Origin of the sequence: Pseudomonas boreofloridensis (assembly GCF_030580795.1) — a bacterium.
Taxonomy (GTDB): Bacteria; Pseudomonadota; Gammaproteobacteria; order Pseudomonadales; family Pseudomonadaceae; genus Aquipseudomonas; species Aquipseudomonas boreofloridensis.
Map to the genome: position 1 here is coordinate 27,673 of NZ_JAUQOQ010000023.1, position 26,627 is coordinate 54,299.

General features: G+C 63.4%; 25 protein-coding genes. 9 read left to right on the plus strand and 16 right to left on the minus strand.

All coding sequences use genetic code 11. The features are described from left to right. Positions 1-104 precede the first annotated feature (104 nt). A complete protein-coding gene (locus Q6A47_RS20725; RefSeq protein WP_029613883.1) occupies positions 105-449 on the plus strand; it encodes a YggL family protein in 345 nt (114 codons plus the stop codon). A 12-nt stretch (positions 450-461) separates the two neighbouring features. Here the strand turns inward: Q6A47_RS20725 and Q6A47_RS20730 are convergent, their stop codons facing one another. The 6 genes from Q6A47_RS20730 to Q6A47_RS20755 form a co-directional block, all read right to left on the minus strand. Next, complete coding sequence (locus Q6A47_RS20730; protein WP_304485248.1) at positions 462-4,058, minus strand: ATP-binding protein; 3,597 nt, start codon at positions 4,056-4,058, stop codon at positions 462-464. A gap of 13 nt (positions 4,059-4,071) precedes the next feature. Further along, on the minus strand, positions 4,072-4,692 hold the full coding sequence (locus Q6A47_RS20735) for a response regulator transcription factor (protein ID WP_304485249.1): 621 nt from the start codon (positions 4,690-4,692) through the stop codon (positions 4,072-4,074). A gap of 269 nt (positions 4,693-4,961) precedes the next feature. Beyond that, the gene (locus Q6A47_RS20740; RefSeq protein ID WP_029613885.1) at positions 4,962-6,293 is read right to left on the minus strand and encodes a deoxyguanosinetriphosphate triphosphohydrolase; all 1,332 of its coding nucleotides are present in this window, start codon (positions 6,291-6,293) and stop codon (positions 4,962-4,964) included. A gap of 74 nt (positions 6,294-6,367) precedes the next feature. After that, positions 6,368-6,697, minus strand: coding sequence for a hypothetical protein (locus tag Q6A47_RS20745; RefSeq protein WP_029613886.1), 330 nt, complete (start codon positions 6,695-6,697; stop codon positions 6,368-6,370). Further along, positions 6,694-7,068, minus strand: a complete 375-nt coding sequence (locus Q6A47_RS20750) for a phage holin family protein (protein WP_029613887.1) — start codon at positions 7,066-7,068, stop codon at positions 6,694-6,696. Before Q6A47_RS20750 ends, Q6A47_RS20745 begins: the two co-directional genes overlap by 4 nt. Positions 7,069-7,077: 9 nt before the next feature. Then, the gene (locus tag Q6A47_RS20755; protein WP_029613888.1) at positions 7,078-7,392 is read right to left on the minus strand and encodes an ElaB/YgaM/YqjD family protein; all 315 of its coding nucleotides are present in this window, start codon (positions 7,390-7,392) and stop codon (positions 7,078-7,080) included. Between the two features lie 196 nt (positions 7,393-7,588). Between Q6A47_RS20755 and Q6A47_RS20760 the strand changes: the two genes are divergently transcribed. The 3 genes from Q6A47_RS20760 to Q6A47_RS20770 all read left to right on the plus strand — a co-directional run bounded on the left by Q6A47_RS20760 (position 7,589) and on the right by Q6A47_RS20770 (position 9,189). Beyond that, entirely contained in the window at positions 7,589-7,825 is a 237-nt protein-coding gene (locus Q6A47_RS20760) for a glutaredoxin family protein (RefSeq protein WP_029613889.1), read from the plus strand. Positions 7,826-7,946: 121 nt separating this feature from the next. Beyond that, a complete protein-coding gene (locus Q6A47_RS20765; protein WP_029613890.1) occupies positions 7,947-8,255 on the plus strand; it encodes a hypothetical protein in 309 nt (102 codons plus the stop codon). 49 nt (positions 8,256-8,304) lie between these two features. Continuing rightward, on the plus strand, positions 8,305-9,189 hold the full coding sequence (locus Q6A47_RS20770; RefSeq protein ID WP_304485250.1) for a pseudouridine synthase: 885 nt from the start codon (positions 8,305-8,307) through the stop codon (positions 9,187-9,189). Between the two features lie 46 nt (positions 9,190-9,235). On the opposite strand, the gene Q6A47_RS20775 is transcribed toward Q6A47_RS20770, so the two are convergent. Both Q6A47_RS20775 and acnA read right to left on the minus strand, forming a co-directional pair. Next, the gene (locus Q6A47_RS20775) at positions 9,236-10,801 is read right to left on the minus strand and encodes a methyl-accepting chemotaxis protein (RefSeq protein WP_295488080.1); all 1,566 of its coding nucleotides are present in this window, start codon (positions 10,799-10,801) and stop codon (positions 9,236-9,238) included. 273 nt (positions 10,802-11,074) lie between these two features. Further along, on the minus strand, positions 11,075-13,816 hold the full coding sequence (gene acnA / locus Q6A47_RS20780; protein WP_304485251.1) for an aconitate hydratase AcnA: 2,742 nt from the start codon (positions 13,814-13,816) through the stop codon (positions 11,075-11,077). 214 nt (positions 13,817-14,030) lie between these two features. On the opposite strand from acnA, the gene rlmM reads away from it, so the two are divergent. Genes rlmM through pdxB form a run of 3 tightly spaced genes read left to right on the plus strand, consistent with a single transcriptional unit; the run spans position 14,031 to position 16,582 of the window. Next, a complete protein-coding gene (rlmM, locus tag Q6A47_RS20785; RefSeq protein ID WP_304485252.1) occupies positions 14,031-15,095 on the plus strand; it encodes a 23S rRNA (cytidine(2498)-2'-O)-methyltransferase RlmM in 1,065 nt (354 codons plus the stop codon). Between the two features lie 41 nt (positions 15,096-15,136). After that, positions 15,137-15,379: a sulfurtransferase TusA gene (tusA, locus tag Q6A47_RS20790; RefSeq protein ID WP_116887901.1), complete on the plus strand. Its 243-nt coding sequence runs from the start codon at positions 15,137-15,139 to the stop codon at positions 15,377-15,379. Positions 15,380-15,439: 60 nt separating this feature from the next. Beyond that, the gene (gene pdxB, locus Q6A47_RS20795) at positions 15,440-16,582 is read left to right on the plus strand and encodes a 4-phosphoerythronate dehydrogenase PdxB (protein ID WP_304485253.1); all 1,143 of its coding nucleotides are present in this window, start codon (positions 15,440-15,442) and stop codon (positions 16,580-16,582) included. A 9-nt stretch (positions 16,583-16,591) separates the two neighbouring features. On the opposite strand, the gene ptaA is transcribed toward pdxB, so the two are convergent. Continuing rightward, the gene (gene ptaA, locus Q6A47_RS20800) at positions 16,592-17,671 is read right to left on the minus strand and encodes a pyoverdine biosynthesis transaminase PtaA (RefSeq protein ID WP_304485254.1); all 1,080 of its coding nucleotides are present in this window, start codon (positions 17,669-17,671) and stop codon (positions 16,592-16,594) included. Positions 17,672-17,741: 70 nt separating this feature from the next. Further along, positions 17,742-18,362, minus strand: coding sequence for a biliverdin-producing heme oxygenase (locus Q6A47_RS20805; protein ID WP_304485255.1), 621 nt, complete (start codon positions 18,360-18,362; stop codon positions 17,742-17,744). Between the two features lie 94 nt (positions 18,363-18,456). Here Q6A47_RS20805 and Q6A47_RS20810 point away from each other — a divergent pair, with 94 nt between their 5' ends. Beyond that, entirely contained in the window at positions 18,457-19,002 is a 546-nt protein-coding gene (locus Q6A47_RS20810) for a histidine phosphatase family protein (protein WP_304485256.1), read from the plus strand. An 8-nt stretch (positions 19,003-19,010) separates the two neighbouring features. Here the strand turns inward: Q6A47_RS20810 and Q6A47_RS20815 are convergent, their stop codons facing one another. The 3 genes from Q6A47_RS20815 to Q6A47_RS20825 form a co-directional block, all read right to left on the minus strand. Next, positions 19,011-19,796, minus strand: coding sequence for a sulfite exporter TauE/SafE family protein (locus Q6A47_RS20815; protein ID WP_116887906.1), 786 nt, complete (start codon positions 19,794-19,796; stop codon positions 19,011-19,013). A gap of 154 nt (positions 19,797-19,950) precedes the next feature. Beyond that, positions 19,951-21,837, minus strand: a complete 1,887-nt coding sequence (locus Q6A47_RS23225; protein ID WP_295488063.1) for a methyl-accepting chemotaxis protein — start codon at positions 21,835-21,837, stop codon at positions 19,951-19,953. A 137-nt stretch (positions 21,838-21,974) separates the two neighbouring features. Continuing rightward, positions 21,975-22,853 carry a LysR family transcriptional regulator gene (locus Q6A47_RS20825; RefSeq protein WP_039576527.1) on the minus strand — a complete coding sequence of 293 codons (879 nt, stop codon included), beginning with the start codon at positions 22,851-22,853 and terminating at the stop codon, positions 21,975-21,977. Positions 22,854-22,954: 101 nt separating this feature from the next. Here Q6A47_RS20825 and Q6A47_RS20830 point away from each other — a divergent pair, with 101 nt between their 5' ends. Then, on the plus strand, positions 22,955-23,383 hold the full coding sequence (locus Q6A47_RS20830) for a PACE efflux transporter (RefSeq protein WP_039576528.1): 429 nt from the start codon (positions 22,955-22,957) through the stop codon (positions 23,381-23,383). Positions 23,384-23,390: 7 nt separating this feature from the next. Here the strand turns inward: Q6A47_RS20830 and Q6A47_RS20835 are convergent, their stop codons facing one another. From Q6A47_RS20835 to Q6A47_RS20845, 3 genes are all read right to left on the minus strand, one after another. After that, positions 23,391-24,077, minus strand: coding sequence for a GntR family transcriptional regulator (locus Q6A47_RS20835; RefSeq protein WP_295488059.1), 687 nt, complete (start codon positions 24,075-24,077; stop codon positions 23,391-23,393). Between the two features lie 15 nt (positions 24,078-24,092). After that, the gene (locus Q6A47_RS20840; RefSeq protein WP_039576530.1) at positions 24,093-24,800 is read right to left on the minus strand and encodes a FadR/GntR family transcriptional regulator; all 708 of its coding nucleotides are present in this window, start codon (positions 24,798-24,800) and stop codon (positions 24,093-24,095) included. A 70-nt stretch (positions 24,801-24,870) separates the two neighbouring features. Continuing rightward, positions 24,871-26,181, minus strand: a complete 1,311-nt coding sequence (locus Q6A47_RS20845; protein ID WP_029614702.1) for a C4-dicarboxylate transporter DctA — start codon at positions 26,179-26,181, stop codon at positions 24,871-24,873. Positions 26,182-26,627 lie beyond the last annotated feature (446 nt).

A 26,627-nucleotide genomic window follows, 5' to 3' on the forward strand; every position in this document is an offset into this window, starting at 1 on the left:
TATGCCCCAAGCGTACAGTTTGTGGGCATGTTCAAGACAAAAGCGCCTTTGCGTGACGGAAACTGGTAAAGTGCCGCGCGTAATTACTCAAGAGGATTGTTTCAATGGCTACCAACCGTTCCCGTCGTCTGCGCAAGAAGCTGTGCGTGGATGAATTCCAGGAGCTGGGTTTCGAACTGAACCTGGATTTCAAGGAAGACCTGTCCGACGAAGCCATCGACGCTTTCCTCGACGCCTTCCTGGCAGAGGCCATGGATGCCAATGGTCTGGACTATGTCGGCGGCGATGATTTCGGTCTGGTCTGCCTGGCCAAGCGTGGCTCGGTCAGCGAAGAGCAGCGCGCCACCGTCGAATCCTGGCTCAAAGGTCGCAGCGAACTGACCAAAATCGAAGTCAGTCCGCTGCTGGACGCTTGGTATCCTGACAAGCCGATCAACTCGGCGTCCTGATCCCGCGCCCCTTCAAGGAGTCCTGATCGGCCGCTCACGCTGGCCGGACAGGGCTCTCTGCACCCGTCGCAGGTGGCGCGCCAACGCCTGGCGACGCAGTTTCAGCTGGGACAGCGACACGCCTTTCTCCTCCAGCGCCTCGCAACTGTTCATCAACGCCCTCGCGTCCAGCATGCGTGCGACGCCCAGTATCTTGTGCGCCTGATCGATGATGGCCTGCTGTTCGTGTTCCGCATCCAGGGACATCAGCAGTGTCAGGTCGTCTGCCAGGCTCATCTGCAGGGTGGTGAGCATTCGCACGCGATCTTCGCTGCGATGGCCAATCAGCTTGTCGAGTCCGATCAGGTCGAATGGCGTCCGGGCAGAACGTTCGCGCATGGGCTGCACGGTGCAAAGATGCCTGCTCAGTGTATGCAGGCTGATAGGCTTGAGTAGGCAGTCATCCATGCCAGCATCCAGACAACGCTGGCGCACCTCAGGCTGGGCATTGGCGGTGTAGCCCAGGATGGTGCAGGGCGACAGGCCCTGGCGGTGTTCTTCGCTGCGAACGGCCTCGGCCAGTTGGTAGCCATTCATGCGTGGCATGTTGCAGTCGAGTATCAGCACGTCGAAGTGACCCGTGCGCCACTTCTCCAGACCTTCCCGGCCGTCGCGGGCGCTTTCAGGTTGAAGTCCCAGGAAGGCCAACTGTTGGGCCATGAGCAACAGGTTGGCGGGGTGGTCGTCGATCACCAGTACGCGCAGGTCTAAGTTCGGCGTGTAGAGGCGCGGCTCCTGCTCGATGCTGACCGGAAACGGCTCGATACACTGCAAGGGCATCATCAGTCGTACCTGTGTGCCGACGCCCTGCAAGCTCTTGATCGCCAGATGCCCTCCCATCATGTCGCACAGCGTTCGGCAGATCGCCAGGCCCAGGCCAGTACCGGTACGGGCGTTTTCGCTTTGCGGGTTGATCTGAACGAAGGGGTTGAACAGCCGTCGTAGGTCATCGTCATGGATGCCGATGCCACTGTCGCGCACCTCGAGTTCGAGCCGGGGGCGTTCACCACTTTGCACCGAGGCTTTGATCCGTACATGGCCTTCATGGGTGAATTTGATGGCGTTGCTCACCAGATTGGACAGGATCTGCTTGAAACGCAGCGGGTCGAGCAAGGCGTGGCAGCGAGCGGACGGCTCGATGCACACTTCCAGCATCAAACCTTTTTCCCGCGCCTGTCCTTCGAACACGCGTCTGACCGACTCGATCAGCGCTGCCAGCTCCACAGGCTCCGGCGCGAGGGACACATGGCCGGACTCAATACGGACGATATCGAGGATGTCGCCGATCAAGCCAAGCAGATCCTTGGCTGAGTGGTAGGCGACTTCGATCGAGGATTTGTCCAGTTGGCCATGATCGGCGCGTTTGACCGCCAGTTCCAACATGCCAATCACAGCGTTCATCGGCGTGCGTATTTCGTGGCTGATGGTAGCCAGGAACGTGCTTTTGGCTCGGTTGGCATCGTCCGCCTGCTGCTTGGCCAGGCGCAGGTCCTGGATCAGTTCGCGGCGCTCGCTGATGTCGATCCAGCCGCCAATGATGCCTTGGACCTCACCGAGCGAGTCGCGATAGGGCAGGATCCAGTGGTAGATGGTCAGCTCGCGATCCTTCAGGCGCAGCGGACGGTCGATGATCAGCGGCGTGCCTGCCGCCATCACCTGCAGGTAATCGGCGTGAATCTGTCGGGTGTAGTCGCAGTTGCTGAACAGGCTTTCCTGCAGGCGCTTGCCCATGACCTCTTCGGCGCTGGCATCCACCGCTTCCAGGTAGCTGTCGTTGCAGCTTTGCAGACGTCCTTCGCGGTCGCGTACATACATCGGGTGGGGCGTGCCGTTGAGTAGTGCGCGCATGAATTCGAGCTGATCGTTCAAGGCCCGTTCGGCCTGGCGGCGTTGTCCGATCTGGTGTCTCAGGTAGGCATTCCATGCCAGTGCCATGAGTAGCAGGATGCCGATGCCGAGCACCACTTGGATCACCAGTCGTTGATACTCGCGCCACTGGCCGCCGTCGTGCAGGGCGTAGCCGCGCCAGCGGCTGTTGATGACGCCGAGCTCTTCCGGAGTGATGCTCAGCAGCGCCTTGTCCAGAATAGAGGCCAGAACGGCCTGCTCCTTGGCACTGGCCATGGAAAATGAAGCCGGCTCGCTACCGAAGCTGGCACGGATCACCAGGTTGCTGTTGGCGGCAATGGCATGGTTGGCATCGAGCAGGGTGGTAATGGTCGCATCCACCGCCCCGCTGCTCAGCAGGGCCAGTGAGTAGAAGGTACTCTCGGTTTCGATGCGGCGTATCTGCGCGTGACGCGCGGCCAGAATGGCAGCCGCCGGGGTGTGGCGAGTCACTGCCACACGGCGGCCCTTCAACTGATCGAGCGAGGCGAATGGCCTACCGCTGCGAGTGACGATGACGTACGGACTTTCCAAGTAAGCGCGGCTGGTCTTGAGCCCCGTGCCGTCGGCGCCGCCGAGGGTGATCGCGGCGATCAGGTCGGCGTTGCCTGCCTGGACCTGTTCGATCATTTCACCAATGCCGCTGGCGCGCTGGATCTTGAACTTCAGCCCCGTGCGCAGACGAATCAGCTCAAGTAGATCGGCGGTGATACCGCGAAAATGGCCGCTGCTGTCGAAGAACGACAGTGGCGCAGAGGTATCGGTCACCACGACTCTCATGCTGGGGTGCTCTGCCAGCCAGTGTTCTTCACGCGGGGTCAGTTGTAGTCGTCGGTCGGTCAGCAGCAGGTCGCTGCCTGCGCTCCAGCGCTTGAAAATCGAGCTGGTTACGTTGGCAGGTTGGGTGTCCAGGATGACGTTGATCAGGCTCATCAGCACGTTGTCTTCGCGGCGCAGGGCGAAGCTGAAGCCGGTGGCTTCATGCTTGCCGAAATTAGCCATGCGCAGGCTCGGCAGATGGCCGCGGTTGAGCTGGAAGTGGGTCGAGATGGTATCGCCGAGAAACACGTCAGCTTGACCGAACGCTACGGCGTTGAGTGCTTCAGTGGTGGAGGCGAACGTCTGCAGCCTGGCCTGCGGGTAGAGTGCGCGCACTTCCTTCAAAGGTAGATAGTGGTAAAGCATGCTCAGCCGCAGGCCCGCCAGCCCCGTGTCCAGCGGGCGCGTGTCGTCTTCTCGGGTCACCAGCACGGGTTGGTCGACTGCGTAGGGGCGTGACAGCGCGATGTCGGCGACTGCGGCCTCATAGCCATTGGCGCTGCCGAACATGTCGATTCGCCCGGACTTCAAGGCCTGTACGGCCTCCTGGCGGCTGGTAAAGCGCAGCACCTGCACCGATACGCCCAGAGCGCGTCCGATCAGGGAAGCATACTCGGCGGTAATGCCCTGATATTCGCTGTTGCTGGCCACGTCGAAGGGCGGGTTGTCCGGCGCAGAGGTTCCCAGAAGCAAATGCTTGCGGCCCCGCAGCCATTGGCGCTGCGCCGGGGAAAACGACGGTTTGACGGCTTCGGCGCTCGAACGCGCGAGCAGGTTCAAAGGCTTGGGGGCGCTTGGCTGCGCATGGGCTTGAACCCCCAGGCCCATCAGGATCAGCAGCAGACAGGTGAAGTACCTTGGCATGACGTGCCTCACCTCACACCAACGCGTTGCGCTTGGCCGCTTCTATCAACTCGACCAGTGTTGAAACCTGCAGTTTCTGCATCAGACGTTTCTTGTAGGTGCTGACCGTTTTGTTGCTGGGAAACATGCCTTTGGCGATGTCCTTGTTGCTACGCCCCATGGCAAACAGCTGAAGGACCATCAACTCTCTGTCGTTGATCTGTCGGAACATTTCCAATTCCTGAGCGGATGACTCAGTTCCGTTTTTTATTGCCTGACTGGGGAAGTAGTTGTATCCGCAGAGCACGGCCTTGACGGCACTGAGCAGCTCGCTCAGATCTTCCTGTTTGCACACGAAGCCAGCGGCGCCTGAATGCATGCACCGGATGGCGAACAAGGCTGGCGATTGTGCGGTGAGCACTAGCACTTTAGGTGGAAGTCCGATGGCCTGGAAACGCGACAGTACCTCCAAGCCGTCGAGACGGGGGATGCTGATGTCCAGGATAACCAGGTCCGGCAGGGTTTCACGGATCATCTGCATGGCATCGACGCCATTGTCGGATTCGCCGATGACCGTGTAATCCTGGTTTTCCAGCAACAGGCGTATGGCCAAACGAATGACAGGGTGGTCATCAACGATGAAGATCGTGCTCATATCAACTTCCCGGGCGATGAGTGGCAAAGGCGAGCGAGACCTTATCGCAGTTGACAGACATCGGGCGTATGAGCGTGCAGTACAGTGTAACTATGGGAAAAAACCTACAGCGATGTACTACAGTTGTTTCGAATATTTACAACTCACGGGTAGAAATCGGTAGGCAGCCTGCATCCGTCACTATTTGTTTGTAGTCGTTTAGACGGGGGATGCTTGTGTAGGAACTTGCCTTCAACAGGCGCGAGGCCTTCACCTCGCGCCTATCGAGATCAGTGGGGGATGGACCGTCCGGTCATTTCGCCAGCCATTTCACTGGCGTAGCTGTCGGTCATGCCGGCGATGAAGTCGATCATCCGCAAGAACGCATTGTGCAGCGAGCCGTGCGGATCCGGTGCGTGATTACCGATCAGGTCCAGTACGCGTCGGCTCTTGAACGATGGCGTACGACCGCCGTGTTGTTCCAGTGCGGCGCCGCAGAAGGCGTTCAGCAGGATTTCCAGCGTGGTGTAGGCACCGATCTCGTGAAGGGTCTTGCGCTTGTCCTGGAAAATTTTCTTGCGGGCGATTTCCTTGGCCTGGAGCACGCAGTGTTTGGCCGGACCATGCATGTGCTCGACCAGATCGCCACTGAGCACGCCGGCGAGCAGGGCCGGTTGCTGTTCGACGAATGCCTGGGCTGCGGCATTGGTCAGATGTTCGATGGCCTTGCCGCGCAGGATGGCCAGCTTGCGCCGTCGTGAATCGTCGGGTCCCAACTGGCGATAAGTGTCCGGTAGGTCGTCACCCACCAGGTCCAGCAGCAGCGCCTCCACTTCCGCGTATTGCAGCAGCTCCATCTCCACGCCGTCTTCCAGATCGATCAGGGCATAGCAGATGTCGTCCGCCGCCTCCATCAGATACACCAAGGGATGACGCGCCCAGCGCTGCTCTTCCAATTGCGGCAGGCCGAGTTTCTGAGTGATCTGCTGCAGGAGCGGCAGTTCGCTCTGGTAGCAACCGAACTTGTGTTTCTTGTACCCGAGCGCATCGGCGTGTCGAGCGCTCCAGGGGTACTTCAGGTAGGTGCCTAGGGTGGCATAGGTAAGCCGGGTGCCGCCGTCGAACTGATGGTATTCCAGTTGCGTGAGTACGCGAAAACCTTGGGCGTTGCCTTCGAAATTGAGAAAGTCGGCGCGCTGATCGTCGTTCATGTCATCCAGCCAGCCGCGCCCGGCAGCTTGCTGGAACCAGTGGCGGATCGCATCTTCACCGGAGTGGCCGAAGGGCGGATTGCCAATGTCGTGGGCCAGGCAGGCCGACTGCACGATCATGCCCAGGTCGCTGGGATCGCACCATTCGGGCAATGCCTCGCGCAGGGTCTGGCCGACCCGCATCGCGAGCGAGCGGCCGACGCAACTGACTTCCAGTGAGTGGGTCAGGCGGGTATGGATATGGTCGTTGCTGGACACCGGATGAACCTGAGTCTTGCGGCCCAGGCGGCGGAAGGCGCCGGAGAAGATGATGCGGTCGTGATCTTTGTGAAACGGGCTACGCCCGAGTTCCTCGGGGCTGTACAGGGCCTTGCCGAGGCGTTCGCGGTTGAGCAGGGTGTGCCAGTCCAAGGCGTGATCTCCGTCAGGGGGTGGCCATAGCTTCCCGATTAGCAGGCGCCCGCGCAAGCGTCGGGCGCCGGGCTTCAGCCGCGACGACCGTTCTTCAGGTAGAGGCGCACCAGCGGCGCCAGGCTGCCGCCCAGACGCAGCAGGCGTGCCAGCGTGCCGTTGCGCACGCCTTTACCGGTCAGAAAGCCCATTGCGACGACGGCGCCAATGCCCCAGAGCGGCGCGTGCTTGATGCCGAGTCCGTCCTGAACCGAAGCGCCCATGCCACGCAGGCGTCGGACCGGTTCGAGCAGTTGCCCGGATTCGTGGCGAATTTCCTGGCGATGCATTTCCATGCGCAGACGCAGCAAGGCCTTGCGCAGTTCGCGCGGGTTACGGCTGGTGGGCAGTTCAGGCAGGCTCATGGCAACAGGCGCTCCCGGTCCTTGGCAAGTTCTTCGAGGGTGCTGTGGAACGGTGAAGACTCATCGAATACTGCCGCTTTCAGACGCACGCCACAGAACACTGCGGCAAGGCCGTAGAACACGCAGAGGCCGATGATACCGGCCAGCCGATAGCTGTCCCACAGCAGCACGAGCAACAGCCCCGAGAGTGCGGTCAGCAACAGCAGTGCGAACACCAGTGCCAGGCCCGCGAACAGCAGCAGACGCAGCGTACGACCCTTTTGCTCCTGCAACTCGATGCCGAACAGTTCGATATGACTGTGCAGCAGGCCCAGTATGGCCGCGCCGAGGCGTCTGCCGGTGGCGCCGGTGCCGATGGCGTCGTTGTCCATGCGTCCTCCTCAGCGGCGGCTGGCAAGCAGGCCGATCAGCAGGCCGACACCCGCTGCGATGCCGATGGCCTGCCAAGGATTTTCCTGCACGTATTCTTCGGCAGTCCCCAGAGCGGCCTGGCCGCGCTCGCGCACCGATTCCTGGGTTTCCTGCAAGCTGTCACGGGCCTGCTGCAGGCGTTCGTGGATCTGGCCGCGCAGTTCGTCAGCCTGATCGCCGGCCAGGTTAGCGGTGTCGGCGAGCAGTTTCTCGGTGTCGCGCACCAGTGCTTGGAAGTCAGCCATCAAGATGTCTTGTGCAGTCTTTGCCGATTTGCTGGCCATGGGCCTCTCCCTGTTGATGTCTGTGGGTCTTTCGAGTGATGAGTGTGGCCGAAGGTTCAGCCGCTGTCGTCGCTGCGCCCCTTTGCGCGCAGCGCCAATGGGTTGGCACCCGCACAGGCGAGGACTGCTGGGCAGATGCAGCGCGCGACCAACGGGCCTAGAATAGCTTTCTTTTCACCACGCTCGGGAACTGACCATGCTGCCTGAATGCCAATTGCTCGGCACCTTGGGGTGCCATCTGTGCGAAGTGGCCGAAGCGGTGCTCATGCCGTTCGTCGAGCACGGGCTGCTGGTGGAGTTGGTGGACATCGCCGATGACCCAGCGCTGTTCGAGCAATACGGGCTGGTCATTCCGTTGTTGCGGCGTTGTGACAGCGGTGCCGAATTGCTCTGGCCGTTCGAAGCTGAGCAGGTCGTCGCGTTTCTACGCTGACCGCCTTTGTGGTCGCCCGCGAGTGCCGTCCATCGGAGAAGGCGAGGGCGGCCTTGGGTGAATTGACGGGACGGTGCAGGGTTCGTATGCTGTATAAAGATACAGTATCCGGGATAAGGTCATGCATAACGTCGAGCAACTGAAGTACAGCGTCAATCGCATGTCTCCCGACACCGTCTGCGATGCCGTGCTCGAACTGCGCATGGAAGGCGTGGTCACCGACGATCGCACGCCGTTCGGCAAGGTGCATTTCAACACCTGTTTCGCTGAAATCGAGGCGCTTTTTCAGCGCGCTGGTTTCCACCGGCCGTTGGATGTGGTGGGCTACGAAGGCATGGTTTATGCCCTCTACGACGCCGGGCGCTGGGAAGCCGTGCAGGTGTTGCGTTGGCTCAAGTCGCGTTGCGAACTGGCCCACGAAGCTGGTTGATCATGTGGCCATTGGCGATAATGCCTGCCCCCTGACTGCCGAGCACGCCATGTCCACCCCGTTCGACCCTGCACGTCAGCAAGCCAGCACGGTTTGCCTTCCTCCTGGGCATTGGGCCACCGTGCTCGACTGTCTCTGCGATCACTTCAAGGCGATCGCCCGCGAGCAGTGGCTCGATCGCTTCGCCCGTGGCCGTGTACTCGATGCCAACGGTCAGCCTGTCGCTGCCGATCTGCCTTACCGCCGTGGCTTGCGCCTGCATTACTTTCGTGAAGTGCCTAACGAGCGCCCCATCCCGTTTCAGGAAACCCTCCTGCATTGCGACGAGCATCTGGTGGTGGCCGACAAGCCGCATTTCCTGCCAGTCACGCCCAGCGGCGAGTATGTCGAGCAGACCTTGCTGCGTCGCCTGATCCGCCGTCTGGACAATCCGCACCTGGTGCCCTTGCACCGTATCGATCGACACACGGCAGGGCTGGTGCTGTTTTCGGCCAACCCGCAGTCGCGCACCGCGTATCAGCAGTTGTTCCCACAGCGCCGCATCGAGAAGCGCTATCAGGCCATCGCCGCCCCTCTGCCGCAGCGCAGCTTTCCCTTGGTGCATCGCAGCCGTCTCGAGCATGGTCAGCCGTTTTTTCGCATGCAGGAAGTGCCGGGTGTGGCGAATAGCGAGACCCTGGCCGAGGTGTTGAAGCGTGACGCAGAGCGTTGGCTGTATGGCTTGTCGCCGGTCACCGGCAAGACCCACCAACTGCGGGTGCATATGGCCGCGTTGGGTGCGGCGATCTGTAACGATCCGTTCTATCCCGATCTGCAGCCGGACGCCGACGACTACCAGCGACCCTTGCAGTTGCTGGCCCACAGCCTTCGCTTCGAAGACCCGCTGACCGGAGAGACGCGCGAGTTCGAGAGTCGCCTGACCCTGGCCTGGTGATCAGGCATGGGCTAGGGCGACCAGCTCGCCCTGGCCCATGGCCGGTTCAGCGGTTGAAGCGCTCCACCAGCGAGTACTGGGTACCTGCCGTGCTGGTCAGTTCCTCGCTGAGCGATGCCGAATGCTGGGCCTGTTCGGCGGTCTGGTCGGCCAGGTCGGCGATGGTGCTGATGTTGCGACTGATCTCCTCGGCCACCGCCGATTGCTCTTCGGTGGCCGCCGCGATCTGGGTCGCCATATCGGTGATATTGGCCACCGCCTCGCTGATGCCCACCAGCGCCTGATCGGCCTGCAGCACGCGTTCGACCCCTTCTTCGGCCTGGCGATGGCCGGTCTCCATGGTCTGCACCGCATTGCTGGCGGTTTGTTGCAGCTTGGCGATCAAGCCATGGATCTGCCCGGTGGATTCGGCGGTACGCTGCGCCAACTGACGGACCTCGTCAGCCACCACGGCGAAGCCGCGACCCATTTCTCCTGCCCGCGCCGCTTCGATGGCCGCGTTGAGTGCCAGCAGGTTGGTCTGGTCGGCGATACCTTTGATCACGTCCACCACGCCGCCGATTTCGTCACTGTCCTTGGCCAGTTGGGTAACGGTCTGACCTGTTTCGCCGACGGCTACCGACAGGCGCTGGATGGCGTCGCGGGTTTCTCCGGCGATCTGCCGACCTTCGCTGGTCAGGCGGTTGGCTTGCTGGGTAGCGTCGGCCGCACGTTGCACGTGGGTCGCCACTTCCTGGGTGGTGGCCGCCATCTGGTTGACGGCAGCCGCGACCTGCTCGGTCTCTACCCGCTGGCGCTCCAGGCCCGACGAGCTCTTGTGCGCCAGTTCATCGGACTGTCGGGCCTGCTCGCTGAGGTGCTCGGCGCTGTCCTGAAGGCGGGTCAGGCACGTCTTCAGGCGCGATTCCTGACTGAGCATGGCCATTTCCAAACGTGCCTGAACGCCGCGGCTATCGGTATACATTTGGGCGATCAGCGGATCGGAGGTGGTCTGCTCGGCCAAGCGCAACAGGCGCTTGAGGCCTCGTTGCTGCCAGCTCAGTCCGAGCAGGCCCAATGGCACGGAAACCGCCGCAGCCAGTGCGAAGCCCCAGGAATGGCCGAACCAGTTGCCGATCAGGAAGCCGATCTGGCTGATGAGGATGAATGGCACCCAGTCCTGCAGCACCGGCAGCCATTTGTCGCGGCGCGGTATCGCCGTCTTGCCTTGGTTGATGCGCTGATACAGCGCCTCGGCCCTGCGGATCTGTTCGGCACTGGGCTTGACCCGCACCGACTCGAAACCGACCACCTGGTCGTTGTCGAAGATCGGCGTAACGTAGGCGTTGACCCAATAATGGTCGCCGGACTTGCAGCGGTTCTTAACGATTCCCATCCAGGGCTGCCCTTGCTTGAGGGTCTGCCACATATGGGCGAAGACTGCTGCTGGGACATCCGGGTGGCGCACCAGATTGTGCGGCGCGCCCATCAATTCCTCGCGCGAAAAACCACTGATCTCGATGAAAGCATCGTTACAGTAGGTAATCACGCCCTTGGCGTTGGTGGTGGAAATCAACCGCTGCTGAGCAGGGAAAGTCCGTTCTCTCTGTGTAATCGGCTGGTTGTTGCGCATGGGTTGCTCGATCCGCGTGGCTTTCCCCAAGTATCGGCACGTCAGGGAATTTATTGAGCCGATATTTGTCCCGCTTGATCCAGAGCAAAGAGCCAGCGTCCGCTATCGGTTACGGGAGGCGGATTTTAGCGGGAATTAGCGGCATGATTACATTTTTTAGGCGGTTTTGTGACGGATTGGTCACAGGTGTCATTGGCTGACTTGTAGGATGATCTGTGCAGAAGCGGCGTTTGTAACCGGCCGCCTCTGCACAGTGTGTTCACCCGATCTGACTCAACCTGCGATCAGTTGACGCAGCACGTAGTGCAGGATGCCGCCGGACTTGAAGTACTCCACTTCGTTGAGGGTGTCGATGCGGCATAGCACTTCGATGTCCCGCTGCTGACCGTCCTCAGCGGTGATACGCAGGGGCAGACTCATGCCGGGGCGAATCTGCGTACCCTCCAGGCCCATCACATCAATTCGCTCCTTGCCGGTAAGACCCAGGCGCTTGCGATCCTCGCCGACCTTGAATTGCAACGGCAGTACGCCCATGCCTACCAGGTTGGAGCGGTGGATGCGCTCGAAGCTCTCGGCCAGCACGGCCTTGACCCCCAGCAGATTGGTGCCCTTGGCCGCCCAGTCACGGCTGGACCCTGTGCCGTACTCCTGACCGGCGATCACCACCAGAGGTGTGCCTTCCTGCTGATAGCGCATGGCCGCATCGTAGATCGACAGTTTCTCGCCGCTGGGCACGTACAGGGTGTTGCCGCCTTCTTCGCCGCCGAGCATCTCGTTGCGGATACGGATGTTGGCGAACGTACCGCGCATCATCACTTCGTGGTTACCCCGGCGAGAGCCGTAGGAATTGAAGTCGCGTGGTTCGACACCTTTGCTGCGCAGGTAGCGACCGGCGGGGCTGTCGGTCTTGATGTTGCCAGCGGGTGAGATGTGGTCGGTGGTCACCGAATCGCCAAGCAACGCCAGGATTCTTGCGCCGCGGATGTCGGTAATTTCCGGCAGAGGTCCGGCAATGTCCTCGAAGAAGGGTGGGTGCTGAATGTAGGTGGAATCGTCCTGCCACACGTAGGTCGCAGCCTGTGGCACTTCGATGGCCTGCCACTGGGCATCGCCGGCGAAGACCTCGGCGTATTCCTTGTGGAACATCGCGGTATCCACCTTGGCCACGGCGTCGGCAATTTCCCGTTGGCTCGGCCAGATGTCCTGCAGGTATACCGGTTTGCCATCTTTGCCCGTGCCCAGTGCATCGCGGGTCAGATCGATGCGCACGCTGCCGGCCAGGGCATAGGCCACCACCAATGGGGGCGAGGCCAGCCAGTTGGTCTTGACCAGTGGATGCACGCGGCCCTCGAAGTTGCGGTTGCCCGAGAGCACCGAAGCGACGGTGAGGTCGGCGCGGGTGATGGCTTTTTCGATGGCCTCGTCCAGTGGCCCGGAGTTGCCGATGCAGGTGGTGCAGCCATAGCCCACCAGGTCGAAGCCCAGTTCGTCCAAGTACTGCGTCAGGCCTGCGGCCTGGAAGTAGTCGGTCACCACCTTCGACCCTGGAGCCAATGAGCTCTTGACCCAAGGTTTGCGCGTCAGACCCTTCTCAACGGCTTTCTTGGCCACCAGCCCGGCAGCCATCATCACGCTGGGGTTGGACGTGTTGGTGCAAGAGGTGATGGCGGCGATCACCACCGCGCCGTCACGCAGCGTGTGGGTTTGGCCGTCGTGCGTGTAGGCGATCTCGCCGGCCTGGTCGGCATTGCCGACCGCCACGCCGCCGCCGCCCTCGCTTTCCAGCCGACCAACCTCCTTGGCCGGCGGCTTGGGCTGCAATTCGACGAAGCCGTCGAACGCCTGGCTGACATCGGGCAGCGCCACCCGGTCCTGAGGCCGCTTCGGTCCGGCTAGGCTGGCTTGAACCTCATGCATGTCCAGCGCCAGGCTGTCGCTGAACAACGGCTCTTGACCCGGATTTCGCCACAGGCCCTGGGCCTTGCAGTAGGCTTCGACGAGTTCGACCGTCTCATCCGGACGGCCAGACAAGCGCAGGTAGTCGAGGGTCACCTCATCGACCGGGAAGAAACCACAGGTGGCCCCGTATTCGGGGGCCATGTTGGCCAAGGTGGCGCGGTCGGCCAAAGGCAGCTCGGCCAGGCCGTCGCCGTAGAACTCGACGAACTTACCCACCACGCCTTTCTTGCGCAGCATCTGCGTGACGGTCAGCACCAGGTCGGTGGCGGTGATGCCTTCGCGCAGCTTGCCGGTCAGCTTGAAACCGATGACCTCTGGAATCAGCATCGATACCGGTTGACCGAGCATGGCGGCCTCGGCTTCGATGCCGCCGACGCCCCAGCCGAGTACGCCCAGGCCGTTGATCATGGTGGTGTGCGAGTCGGTGCCGACCAAGGTGTCGGGGAAGGCGTAGGTGCGGCCGTCTTCTTCCCGGGTCCAGACGGTGCGACCCAGGTACTCCAGGTTCACCTGGTGGCAGATGCCGGTGCCCGGCGGCACCACGCGGAAATTGTCGAAGGCGCTCTGGCCCCAGCGCAGGAAGGCGTAGCGCTCGCCATTGCGCTGCATCTCGATGTCGACGTTCTCGGCAAAGGCGGCCTGGCTGGCATAGTGGTCGACCATCACCGAATGGTCGATCACCAGATCCACCGGCGACAGCGGGTTGATCCGCTGCGGGTCGCCGCCGGCCTTGGCCATGGCGGCGCGCATGGCCGCCAGGTCGACCACGGCGGGTACGCCGGTGAAGTCCTGCATCAGCACCCGCGCCGGGCGGTACTGAATCTCTCGGTTGGAACGGCGATCCTTGAGCCAGTCGGCCAGGGCGTGCAGGTCCTCGCCGCTGACGGTCTTGCCGTCCTCCCAGCGCAGCAGGTTCTCCAGCAGCACCTTGAGCGACATGGGCAGTTGATCGAGGTCGCCCAACTGGCGGGCGGCTTCTGGGAGGCTGAAATAGTGGTAGGCACGTTGGCCCACCTGGAGGGTCTTGAGGGTGTTCAGGCTATCGAGCGAGGGCATTGCCAACTCCTTCTGCGCCGGTGCCCGGCACTCGTCGATGCCGGTGTCACCGCTCTGTGTCGGCCCGCACGGCACGGGCCTGGCTGATCGATCAGGGTAGACCGCTTTGGCGGTACTGACCCTGTTCTGGACCTGCGGGGCGTGTCGCAGGTTCCGAACTTCCTTTATCATTCGCCGCCCTGGCGCTGTCTGCGCCAGTGATGTGGAGTGAGAGATGACTACCCTGTTCATGCATTGCCGCCCCGGCTTCGAGGGCGAAGTCTGCGCCGAAATCAGCGAGCATGCCGCACGCCTGGGCGTTGCCGGCTACGCCAAGGGCAAGCCGCACAGCGCCAGCGCCGAGTTCGTCTGCCTGGATGAGGGCGGCGCCGAACGGCTGATGCGTGAGCGCCGCTTCGATCGGCTGATTTTTCCGCGTCAGTGGGCGCGTGGCGACTACCTCGATCTGCCGGAAACCGACCGCATCAGCGTATTGCTGGCGCACCTGGCACAACTGCCGGTGTGCGGCAGCCTGTGGCTGGAGGTGCTCGACAGCAACGATGGCAAAGAATTGTCGACCTTCTGCCGCAAGTTCGAAGGCCCACTGCGCAAAGCGCTGGAGAAGGCGGGCCGTTTGATTGACGATCCCACCGCGCCGCGTCTGCTGCTGACGTTCATCAGCGGTCGGCGGGTATTCGTCGGCGTGGCTGAAGCCGACAACTCGGCGCTTTGGCCCATGGGCATCCCGCGCCTGAAGTTCCCGCGCGAGGCGCCGAGCCGCTCGACGCTCAAGCTCGAAGAAGCCTGGCATCAGTTCATCCCGCGCGAGCAGTGGGAGCAGCGCCTGAACGACGACATGACCGGGGTCGATCTCGGCGCTTCGCCAGGCGGCTGGACCTATCAGCTGGTCAAGCGCGGCATGCTGGTCACCGCCATCGACAACGGCCCCATGGCCGAGAGCCTGATGGACACGGGTCTGGTGCAGCACCTGATGGCCGACGGCTTCACCTGGAAGCCCCGGCAGACCGTGGACTGGATGGTCTGCGACATCGTCGAGAAGCCGGCGCGTACCGCCTCGCTGATCGAAACCTGGCTGGGCGAGGGCCTGTGCCGCGAAGCGGTGGTCAACCTCAAGCTGCCGATGAAGCAGCGGTACGCCGAGGTGCACAAGCTGCTCGAACGTATGGAGGCGGCGTTCAAGGCGCGCAAGATCAAGGTGTCGATCGCCTGCAAGCAGCTCTACCACGACCGCGAGGAAGTGACTTGCCACCTGCGCAGGCTCGACCTGAAGCCGCGCTGAGCCCGTCCGGCGCGATATCCACCCCATTTGCGGAGCCCAGCATGACCGACCTGACCCCAGACGCGACCCTCGATGCCACCGGCCTCAACTGCCCGGAACCGGTGATGATGTTGCACCAGCACGTGCGCAACCTGAGCGCCGGCGGCTTGCTGAAGGTCATCGCCACCGACCCCTCGACCCGGCGTGACATCCCCAAGTTCTGCACCTTCCTCGGCCACGAACTGGTGCAGCAGCACGAAGAGGCCGGCACCTACCTGTACTGGATCCGCAAGAAAGCCGACTGACCCAGGCTGGATCGCCCGGCGTGCAGCGCCTACACTGCGCTCCCCCACAGGAGAGCGCCCATGCTGATCGTTGCCGACGAAAATATCCCGCTGCTCGATGCCTTCTTCGCCGGGTTCGGTGAAATCCGCCGCTACCCAGGGCGGGCCATCGACGCGGCCTGCGTCAAGGACGCCGATGTGTTGCTGGTGCGCTCGGTGACCCGCGTCGATCGACAACTGCTCGAGGGCAGTCGGGTGCGCTTCGTCGGCACCTGCACCATCGGCACCGATCACCTGGACCTGGAGCACTTCGCCCAGGCCGGTATCCAGTGGAGCAGCGCCCCAGGCTGCAATGCCCGGGGCGTGGTGGACTATGTGCTGGGCAGCCTGTTGACGCTGGCCGAACTCGACGGCGTGGCGCTCGGCGAACGGGTCTACGGTGTGGTCGGCGCCGGCGAAGTCGGTGGCCGCCTGGTGCGGGTACTGCGGGGGCTGGGCTGGCAGGTACTGGTGTGCGATCCGCTGCGCGCGGCGTGCGAGGAGGGCGAGTTCGTCAGCCTGGAGACGGTGCTGGAGCGCTGCGATGCCATCAGCCTGCATACGCCGCTGCAACGCGACGGCGAGCACCCCACTTGGCATCTGCTCGACGCCTCCGCGCTCGCCCGCCTGCGCCCTGGCGCCTGGTTGATCAACGCCAGCCGTGGCCCGGTGGTGGACAACGCCGCCCTGCGTGCGCTGCTGCTCGAGCGTGACGACGTGCACGCGGTGCTCGACGTCTGGGAGGGCGAGCCGCAGGTCGACCTGGCGCTGGCCGACCTGTGCACCCTGGCCACCCCGCACATCGCCGGCTATAGCCTGGACGGCAAACAGCGCGGCACAGCGCAGGTCTATCAAGCCTTCTGCCGTGCCCAGGGCCTGCCTGAAACGGTGCGTCTGGCCGACCTGCTGCCGTCGCAGCCGCTGGCGAGCGTGGAGCTCGATGCCAGTGCCGATCCGACCTGGGCCTTGGCGACCCTGTGCCGGGCGGTCTACGACCCGCGCCGCGACGATGCGGACTTGCGACGCAGCCTGAGCGATGACGCAGAGGCCCAACGCGCGGCCTTCGACCTGCTGCGCAAGCACTACCCGGCGCGTCGCGAGATCGAAGGGCTGCGGGTGCGGGTGCCGGAAGGGGCGCCGCGGCTGGCGCAACTGGTCAATGCGCTGGGGGCGGCACTGGCCTGACGGCAGCGTTCAATCCTGCATCACTTGGGCAAAGGCCTGGCGAAAACGCTGCATGTCGCTTTCGCTGCCCACGCTGACCCGCATCCAGTTCGGCCAGCTTTGCCACACGCGCCCGACCAGCACCCCGTGCTCGGCCAGGCGCTCTATCACCGGCTGCGCGGCTGTGCGCAGGTCGATCATGAAGCAATTGGTCTGGCTCGCGGTGCAGCGCCAGCCGCGCTCGGTGAGCCAGGCCAGCGTGGTGTCGCGCAGGCGCGCGTTGGCGGCCTTGCGGCTGGGCACCAACCGCGCATCGTTCAAACTGGCGAGTCCGCCCAGCAAGGTAGGAGCAGCGGCCACATTCTCGCCGTCGTACACCTCCAGGCGTTGCAGCAGTGGTGCTTGGCCGATCGCCAGGCCCAGGCGCGCCCCGGCCATGCCGTAGAGCTTGGAAAAGGTCTGCAAGACCAGCAACTGCGGGTAGTCACGCACCAGGTCGATGCAGCTCGGTGCGTCGCTGAAGTGGATATAGGCTTCGTCGACCACCACGGTGGTGTTCGCCGCCGAGCGGGCCAGCAGCCGTTCGATGGACCGGCGCGGTGTGAGCGTGCCCGTGGGGTTGTTGGGGTTGCACAGGTAGATCATGCCGGGCGCCGGGTCGGCGGCGAGCATGGCATCGACGTCATGCGCGTGGTCCGCGTCCAACGCCACTGCGTGCACCGCCGTGCCGCGTGCTCGGGCAGCTTCCACGGGGGCCTCGTACGAAGGGTCGGCCAGCACCAGGCTGCCGCGCTGGGTGAAGGCCATCACCGCATGTTGCAGGGCCAGCTTGGAGCCGCAGAACACCTGGACCTGGTCGGCTTGCAGGCCGTGCTGCGAGGCGAACAGGTCGACCAATCGATACTGGGCCTTGTAGGGATAGCGCCCACAAGCGCCGATGCCCTCGGCCATCGCCTGGCGCGCCGCTGCGCTCGGACCCCAGGGGCTTTCGTTGTAATTGAGTGGCACCTGCCCGGAATCGACCGGTGCCGCCTGCGTCATGCGCAGGGCACCCAGGGCGGGTAGAGCCAGGCCGAGGCCGACCAGGGAACGACGTGACAGCTCGAACATGCTTCGACTTCCTTGTGCTGATGGGCTACCTGGGAAGACGAAGCGCGCGCCGGCAAATGAATGGTGGCAATTAGACGCTGATGGGCGCGCGCTCATCGGACGGTAGCAGCACTTGGCAGGTATCGAGCCATTGCGCGAAGCATTCGAACGTCGCTACGGCGCAGGCCACGCTATCGGCAAGGGCGGCAGGCGACGTTGGCGCCTGCTCCAGCCGTTGCAGGAAGCTACGCCAACGGCTGGCGGTGGCGCTGCCATACACATCGAGAAAACCGCCGCCGCTGTCGGCATCGATACCCAGGCGTTGAGCCATGGCACGCTTGAGCACCTGACCGCCCAAGGTCGAGCCTTCCAGTACGTACATCACCCCCAGCGCATGGGCGTGGTCAGTGATGATCGGCAGCTCGCGGCACAGCGGCAGGGCGTCGATCTGTGCCACAGTCAGGCCGAGCGCCTGCAGATCGCGGCGCAGCGTGGGCGCCTTGTGTCGCTCGTCGTCCTGGTAATCCGACAGTCGCGCCTCCAGCGGCGCATGAAAGCCATGGTAGGCGGCAACCAAGCGGCGATAGGCGTGCAGATCGAAGGCGTCGCTGAAAAATGGCAGGCGTGTTTCCAGCGTCTTGTGACACGCATGGGTGCCCTGGCGCAGGGCGAGCAGCAAGGGGCTGGAGGGCGGGCGTGGGGTGTCTGGCATTGAATCGACTCGGATGGATATTGCCTGGGTTAGACTGGCCATCCTATCGCAGCGTTCATTGATGCCCTAATTCCACCGGCCCGAGATTCCAACGGTGAAACCCGTCCGCCTGACCCTGATCTGCCATGCCCAGACCCGTTCCCAGCAGACTGGCTGCTTTTCGCATCCTGAAGAGCCTGTCTTGGCGCAAACGCCGCTTCTTGCCAGCGCACCTCCCGGTACGCATCTGATCAGCGCGCCCGAGCGGCGCGCGCGGCAGACGGCGGCCTGGTTGGGCGCCGACGTGCAGCTCGAACCCGCCTTGGCCGATTGCCACATGGGCCGTTGGCAAGGCCTGAGCCTCAAGCAGGTTCAGCGAGAGGAAACGGACGCGCTGGCGTGGTGGGGGGTGGATGTACAGGCGACGCCCCATGGCGGCGAGTCGTTCGCGGCGCTGCATAGGCGGGTCGCCGCTTGGCTGGAGTCCTTCGCTGCGCCAGGGGACTGGCTGGTGGTCACTCACCCGCTGGTGATACGCGCTGCACTGGCTGAGGTCCTGGACGCGCCGCTGGGCACGTGCCAGGCGATCGACGTGCTGCCGTGCGCGCGGATCGAGTTGAGCCGTACCGAGCGCTGGCGCCTGCGACTACTGCCGGGCTGAGTGGAGCGTCAGAACGCCAGTTTGTAGCCGATCAGCAGCAGCATCCCCGCCAGGCACGGGCGCAGCACGCGGTCGGAAATGCGCCCGGTGAGGTGGCTGCCCAGGTAGATGCCGGGCAGCGAGCCCAGCAGCAGGTAGCCGAGCAGCGACCAGTCCATGTTGCCCATACCGGCATGGCCCAGGCCAGCCACCAGTGTCAGCGGCACGGCGTGGGCGATCTCGGTGCCGACCAGGCGTCGGGTGACCAGGAACGGATAGAGCAGGAACAGCGCCACCGTCCCCAGTGCCCCGGCGCCGATGGAGGTCAGGGTGACCATGACCCCCAGCACGATGCCGGTGGTCACCGTGAGCACGTTCAGGCTGCGGGCACTGAGGTGGTAATGGTCGCCCGCATGGCGGCTGGCGAAGGCCTGCAGACGGGATTTGAACAGGATGGCCAGTGCGGTGAGGATCAACACCACGGCCAGGCCCTGCTTGATGATGGCGTTGAGCGCCGAGGTGTCGGTGTGCAGCGTGCTGAGGAACCACAGGGTCAGGGCCGCTGCCGGTACGCTGCCCAGGCTCAGCCAGCCCGTGATCTTCCAGTCGATGTTCTTGTTGCGCGCGTGCACCCAGACACCACTGGCCTTGGTGATGGCGGCATAGAGCAGGTCGGTGCCCACGGCAGTGGCAGGGTTGATACCGAACCAGAGCAGAATGGGTGTCATCAGCGAACCGCCGCCAACGCCGGTCATGCCGACAATGAAACCCACTACCAGCCCGGCAATGGTGAAACCGAAAGAACCTACATCCATACGCTACTCAATCTGCCTGCTAGCCCGTGGTCGGATGCTGGGCAGCATATAGATTGTTCGTTATAGCCAAATAGAATTCTTCGTTATGAGGTTATAACGCGCCGCAGCCATCCCCGCTGACCAGTCGGCGGGGGTGACTGCGTGCTCGGCAACTTCAGATCCTGAAGCTGCCCACCAGTTGCTTCAGACGACCCGCCTGCTGAGTCAGGGCGTCGCAGTGGCGCAAGGTCTCGTTGAGGTTCTGCACGCCTTGCTGGTTGAGTGCGTTGATCTGGGTGATGTCCAGGTTCAGGCTTTCGACCACCGCGCTCTGTTCCTCGGTGGCCGTGGCCACCGACTGGTTCATGCCATCGATCTCGCCGATGCGCGACGTCACGCTGGCCAGCCGTTCGCCCGCGCGGTTGGCCACCTGCACGGTCTGTTCGCTGGACACCTGGCTGGCGTTCATGGTGTGCACGGCTTCGCGCGAGCCGACCTGCAGGCCGGTGATCATGCGGTGAATCTCTTCGGCCGACTCCTGGGTGCGGTGCGCCAGGTTGCGCACCTCGTCGGCCACCACGGCGAAGCCGCGCCCAGCCTCGCCGGCACGAGCGGCCTCGATGGCGGCGTTGAGCGCCAGCAAGTTGGTCTGCTGGGAAATGCCTTTGATCACATCGAGGATCTTGCCGATTTCGTCGGTGCTGGCGTTGAGCGTTTCGATCTGCTGGCACGACTCGCTGATCTTCTGCGACAGCGCAGTCATGGCGCTGATCGCATCATCGACCACCTGGCGCCCATCATTGGCCTGGTCGCTGGCGCCACTGGCGTGCTGCGAGGCATCGGCGGCATTGCGGGCGATTTCCTGGGTGGCGGCGCCCAACTGGTTGATCGCCGCCGCCACGCTGTTGGTCCGCAGGCTCTGCTCCTCCGAGCCGTTGATCGAGGCATTGGATGCGCTCATGACCTGCTCGGACAGGTCATGCACCAGTCGCGTGGCCGAGGCCACTTCGCTGATCGAGGCATGGATGCGCTCGACGAAGCGGTTGAAAGCGGCTGCCAGCTCGCCGAACTCGTCCTTGTTCTGCACCTGCAGGCGGCGGGTGAGGTCGCCTTCACCTTCGGCGATATCGTGCATGGCGCGGCCCATGGTGGTCAGCGGACGCATCAGCACGGGAATCAACAGACCCAGCACAGCGGCGATGGCGACCACGGCGATGAGCATGGCGATGATGGCCGAGCTGCGGAACTGGCCCAGAGCGGCGTAGGCTTTGTCTTTATCAATCGACAGGCCGATGTACCACTGCGCCGAAGGCAGACCTTTGACCGGCGTGAAGGAGACGATGCGCTCGGAGCCCGCGAGGGTCACGTCCTGCATGCCGGGTTCGACGCGCAGGCCGCTGTTGGGGTAGAGGTCCTTGAGATTCTTCATCAGCTGGTCCTTGTCGGGGCTGACGATCACCTGGCCTTCACGGTCGACCAGGAACGCGTGGCCGATGCCGCCGAAGTCCACGGCGTTGATGATGTCGACCAGGCTGTCCAGGCTCAGGTCGCCACCGACCACACCGAGCAGTTCGCCGTTGCCGCGTGCCTTGACCGGGATGGCGATGGTCACCACCAGACCGCCCACCGAGGCTTGGTAAGGCGGGGTCAGCAGGGTCTGGTTGGCGCTGACGGCGGCGCTGTACCACGGACGCTTGCGCGGATCGTAGCCGTCGGGCATCTGCGCGTCAGGGCGCTGGGTGAAGGCGCCATTGTTCTGGCCGAAGTAGGTGAACTGGAAGTTGCTGGTGTAGGAGGGCTGATCCACCAGACCGGCCACTTGATTGCCGGTGCCTTGCTGGGCGATGTCCTGGGCCAGATTCTCCAGTACCAGGATGCGCCCGCTCATCCAGTTCTGCACGCTGCTGGCGGTCAGGGCGCCCGCCTGCTGCACAGACGACTCGATGTTCTGGGCGATGGTCTTGCGCTGCAGGTAGTCGTTGTAGAGGGTGAACAGTGCGAATGCCAGTACCACGACACCGCAGGCACTGAGGAGGATCTTGTGGCGAAACTTCAGGTTCATGTTTCGAGACCTTGAGCCGAAATCGGAGATGGCGGCCGCCCGCTCGTGGCGGGCTGGCGGTGCCTGTCGGAGTCGATATCGGCGTGCTCGACGAAAGGTTGAGGGCGTTGCTGTAGCGTCCGACGGATGGTGAAGGCTCAGCGGCTGGTCAGCATGCCCACCAGCGCTCGCGCCGCCTGACCCAGCGGTTGGCTTTTGCGCCACAGCGCATGCACCGGCAACTGCAGTTCATTGCGCGTGTTGCGAAACGCCAGTCGCACCAAGCGTCCAGCCTGCACCCGCGGGGCGATACGCGCGCAGGGTAGATCGCCCCAACCCAGACCCGCTTCGACCATCTGCACGGCCAGGTCGACGCTGTCGGTACGCCAATGGGCGGTTCCGATCAGCGAGCGGGTATCGCCCAGCGGCAGGTGGCGGCTGTGCACCAGAATCTGGCGGATGTTCACCAGGTCTTCGAGGTCGCGAATACGCCCTTCGCGAAAGGCCGGGTGATGCGGCGACAGCACCGCCACCAGCGCCTCGCTGCCCAGGTGCTGGAAGCTGCGCTGCGGATCCACCTGCAGTTCGGCGAAGGCCAGGCACAGCCCGACGCGGCCGCTGTCGAGCAACTGCAGGGCATCGTCCTGGGGCGCGCTGAGCAATTCGATGTCGAGCAATGGGTAGCGCTCGCCCAGTCGGGCGATGGCCGCCAGCAACGCAGCTGGATCGATATCGGTCACTACGGCGATGGACAGACTGCTCTCCAGGCCGCGCGACAGCTCCAGTGCATGCACCTGCAGCAACCCCAGTTGTTCGGCGATCAGCCGGGCATGGGGTTCCAGGGCGCGAGCGCGATCGGTGGCGCGCACCTCGCGCGAGCCCCGCTCGAACAGCGGGTAGCCCAGTTCGGCTTCAAGATTGCCCACGGCCATGCTCACCGCCGAGGGTACGCGGCCGAGCAGTCGTGCCGCCGCGGAGAACGAACCGCCATCGAGCACGGCGAGAAACAGCTGGATGTTGTCACTGGAAAAGTTCATCGCGCCTCCTGTCAGTAAATCTGAAAGTAGCTGACTTTTTCTGTCAACAGAATTGATTCAGTCTTGGCGCCCTCATCAACGGCTATGGAGCGACAACAACTGTGCAAGGCGCCAAACGCAAACTGGTCTACGTGACCTTCTATGAACTGATTGGGTTGTGCATGTCGACCCTGGGACTGGCGTACCTGTCAGACACCCAAGCCACGCACACCGGCCCGCTGGCGGTGATGATCACCACCATCGCCATGGTCTGGAACCTGATCTACAACACCCTGTTCGAGCGCTGGGAAAGTCGCCAGGCCAAGCGCGGGCGCGGCTTGGCCAGGCGGGTAGGGCACGCGGTGGGCTTTCAGTTGACCCTGGTGGTGTACCTCATCCCGCTGATCGCCTGGTGGCTGGACATGAGCCTGTGGGAGGCGTTCGTGGTGGACCTGGCGTTCATCGTGTTGGTGCCGTGCTACACCTTCGTCTACAACTGGGCGTTCGATCGGATCTTCGGGTTGCCGACCTCGGCGTTGGCGACGGCGTGAGCCGCGCTCAGTCAGCGTCATCGAGGTCGAGCTTGGCTTCCAGCCGATCCAGATGCTGATGCATCAGCAGGAGTGCCGATGTGGCATCGCCACCTTCCACTGCGTCGATGATGGCCGCGTGCTCTTCCCAGGCGCAGTGCTCGCAGCAGGGCGCTTCATAGCGAGCGATGATCAGTGAGGTCATCGGTACCAGGCCATTGAGAAACCGCGCCAGCGGGGCGTTGTTGGCCATTTGCGCGAGCTTTAGGTGGAATTCGCCGCCCAGACGGATGGCCGTGCAGCGCTCGCCGCGTTCATGGTGCAGCCGTTCACGTTCCACCAACTGACGCAACTGACGGATCTGGTTGGGGCGAGCACGCTGGGTGGCCAGGCCGATCAAGGTGGTTTCGGCCAGGCGCCGGGCGCTGAGCACCTGGCGCGCCTGCTGCGGATCGGGCGCGGCCAGGTGCGCGGTGTGACTGGGCCGTTGGACCACCACCTGCTGGTCGGCCAGGCGACCTAGGACGCGGCGGATGACGGTGCGACTGACGCCGAACGCATTGCCCAGGGCCTGTTCGGGCAAAGCGCTGCCCGGCGGCAGGCGCTGTTCGAGGATGGCGTCGAACAGTCGCGGATAGATCTGTTCGGCACCCAGTCGGCCTTCGCCGGTCTTGATCAACTGGGGCAAGCGCGATGGATGGGCCAAGGCAGTCATGGTCGCTCTCCTGGGTCAATGGTCCGGGGCCGGATGCTCGTCCGGAATGTTCAGCTCGATGCCCATGCGCAGGCCTTCGGCGAGGATGTGCCGGCGCATCTGGGCGCTGGCCTCGGCGCTGTTGCGCGCACGGATCGCACGCACCACCGCCTCGTTTTCTTCCAGCCGCGCGGCGAAGTGTTCGGGCGAGTCGCGCAGCATCGCCGCGCTCTGCTTGAGGGCATTGCTGGTCTGCTGCACCACGCTCTGGAAGATTGGGTTGGTGGTCAGCGCGAACAGCGCTTCGTGCAACGCGATGTAGGCCACTACGCCGGCCTCGCTATCGCTGGCGTCCACGGCCTCGCGCAGGTCCATCAGGGTCAAACGCAACTGGCCGATGTCCTGGCTGCCGGCCGCTTGCGCAACCAGCCCGGCGATGAAGGGCTCGAGGGTGTAGCGCAGCTCCAGCACGTCGGCCAGGCTGGCGGCGCCGACGCTGTCGCTGACCGAGACCAGAGCAAGGTCGGCGTCTAGCACCAGCACGCCCTTGCCCGGCATGGCCCGCACCAGCCCGAGGGTTTCCAGCACAGTCAGAGCTTCACGCAGGCTCGGGCGGCTGATACCCAATTGCTCGGCCAGCTCGCGCTGACCGGGCAGCATTTGACCGCTGCGCCATTGGCCACGGGCCAGGGCGCTGCGCAGTTTTTCCACCACGGCGGTGACGACGGTCGATGAACTGATCACGGTGCTTTCCCCGATTTAGGCTTGAGTCTTGCTGCCTGCGGGCCGACGTCGGGCGTCGGCCCTGGCCTGCTCAGAACTCCTGCTGATGGGCCTGGCCTGGTTTACGGGGCAGCGGCGCGAAACCCGGCTTGCCGGACAGCACGTTGTTGGCCCGCTCCATGTCGATGTCCTTCTCCCAGCGGGCGATGGCCACGGTGGCGACGCAGTTGCCGACCAGGTTGGTCAGCGCGCGGCCAATGCCCATGAACCAGTCCACCGCCAGTACCAGCACCAGGCCCACCACTGGGATCGCCGGTACGGCGGTGAGGGTCGCCGCCAGGATCACCAGCGCGGAGCCGGGAATGCCGTGGGCGCCTTTGGAGGTCACCAGTGACACCAGCAGGATGGTCAGCAGGTCGGTCATGGCCAGCGGCGTACCGGTGGCGTTGGCAATGAAGACGATGGCCAGGGTCAGGTAGATCGAGAAGCCGTCGAGGTTGAACGAATAGCCGGTGGGGATCACCAGTCCGACGGTGGAGCTGCCGATACCCAGGTGCTCGAGCTTGCGCATGACCTGGGGCAGCACGGCATCGGAGGAAGCGGTTCCCAGCACGATGGTCAGCTCTTCGCGCAGGTACTTGAGGAAGGGAATCATCTTCAGGCCCGACACGCGCATCACGGTGCCCAGCACCAGCAGGACGAAGCCTGCGCAGGTGATGTAGAACAGCGCGACCAGCCCGCCCAAATGCTGCAGCGATTCCAGGCCGTATTTGCTGGTGGTGAAGGCGATGGCGCCGAACACGCCGATCGGCGCCAGGCGCACGATCATGCCCATGATGCGGAAGATCACGTGGCTGAGTTCGTTGATCAGTCGGGAAATGCCCGAGGCGGATTCACCGACCAGGTTCAGGGCGCTGCCGAACAGCACGGCGAACAGCAGGACTTGGAGGATGTTGTTGTCGGCGAAGGCGCCGATCACTGACGTGGGGATCAGGTCCATGAAGAACGCTGTGGCCCCATGCAGGTGTGCGCCGCGGTCAGCGAGGGCTCCGGCATCGGCGCTGGAGAGCTGGTCGAGGTGGATGTTGGCGCCTTGGCCGATGCCGGTGGAGAAGGCCAGCACCAGCCCGATGACCAAGGCGATGGTGGTGAGGATCTCGAAATAGATCACCGACTTCAGGCCGATGCGGCCGACCTTCTTCAGGTCGCCTGCGCCTGAGATGCCTGTCACCACCACGCAGAACACGATGATGCCGATGAGCATCTTGATCAGCTTGATGAAGCCGTCACCGAGGGGTTTGAGTTGCAGGGAGAGGTCAGGGAAGCTCAGACCGCAGACAATGCCGAGGGCCAGGCCCAGGACAACTTGGAGGAAGATCGAACGCGAGCACCATTTGAGCATGGGAGGGATCTCTGATTCGGTGTCCCTGCTTCGATGCCCCCAGGGGAGTGCGGGCGAAAGAGCGCGGGACTTAATTATTGTGGTCTTACCGGTTTGTCCAGTGCGGGGTCGAATGTAAGCGCTGGTGGGTGGGGGTGGCAAGAGGTTTTGGTTTGACCGGTCTGACCAGTTGCGGGATGTTTCTTGGGTAGGGCTCTAGTGCGGGGTGTTGGCTGATGAATTTTTTGATGGGGCTTTTTGGGGGGGGCTAGTTCTTTTGGGGGGAATATCCGGATTTTTTGGTGAGGCTGATTCACCTTTTCGCCCTTACGGCGACCCCCTTAATGAGATGGTCACCCCGGCACCCTACGAGGCGTACGCTTTCGTAGGGTGTTTTTACTTCGGAGACCGTCATCATGAGCAACGTGACCCTGATCGGCATCGACATCGGCAAACATACCTTCCAC